Annotated in this window: 2 protein-coding genes; both read right to left on the bottom strand. The window is 69.2% G+C overall.

Annotated features, from left to right (window positions below; all coding sequences use genetic code 11):
* Nucleotides 1-181: 181 nt before the first annotated feature.
* Nucleotides 182-400, bottom strand: coding sequence for an acyl-CoA carboxylase subunit epsilon (locus TR48_RS32330; protein WP_042373920.1), 219 nt, complete (start codon nucleotides 398-400; stop codon nucleotides 182-184).
* Nucleotides 397-611 (bottom strand): carboxyl transferase domain-containing protein (locus TR48_RS32325; protein ID WP_042373919.1); only part of this gene is annotated, 215 nt, incomplete at its 5' end. The genes TR48_RS32325 and TR48_RS32330, both read right to left, overlap by 4 nt.

Genomic DNA, 611 nt, shown 5'->3' with positions numbered 1-611 from the left:
CGCTCCCTTCCTCTCTAGTCGATGCCGCGTTGGATGTGCGGCTCATCTCTGCTCTCCTCCTCGCCGGCCAGCAGCACGCGAGGAGGCTCCGCCCGCGTGGGTTCGGAGTGGTTCATGCCTGTGTCGTCCATGTCCGTCTCACCTGCTGGGAAAGCCTGTCGGAAAAGCCTGTACGGATCTGTCAGCGCCAGCTGACCGGGTTGCGGTACCCGGTGCCGCGGTCGAGGCGGCGCCAGCGGGCGCGGGCGTACCGACTGCCGTGGGCGAAGCGTGGCCGCTCCGCAGACCGGGACGTGGCCACGCGAGCCGTCAGGACGGCGGTCAGCGCGGCGAGTTCCTCCGGCAGGAGGGTTCCCCTGACGATCCGGATGCGCATGGCGGTCTCTTCTTCCCGGTTCATTGCGGGGGGTTTCCGTGCTTGCGGGCGGGCAGGTCCGCGTGCTTGGTGCGGAGCATCTGCAGGGAGGCGATGAGGACCTCGCGGGTGGCGGCGGGGTCGATCACGTCGTCGACCAGACCGCGCTCGGCCGCGTAGTACGGGTGCATCAACTCGGCCCGGTATTCCTTGATCTTCTGGGCCCGGATGGCGTCGCCCGCACCGGGACTCTCGG

The organism is Streptacidiphilus neutrinimicus, from assembly GCF_000787815.1.
In the GTDB taxonomy this organism is placed as follows: domain Bacteria; phylum Actinomycetota; class Actinomycetes; order Streptomycetales; family Streptomycetaceae; genus Streptacidiphilus; species Streptacidiphilus neutrinimicus.
The sequence above is the reverse complement of the archived record's forward strand: the minus strand, read 5'-3'. Positions and strand labels throughout refer to the sequence as shown.

Coding starts and splice junctions, on each gene's coding strand:
- TR48_RS32330 (WP_042373920.1), bottom strand. CDS start 400: ATGAACCGGGAAGAAGAGACCGCCATGCGCATCCGGATCGTCAGGGGA.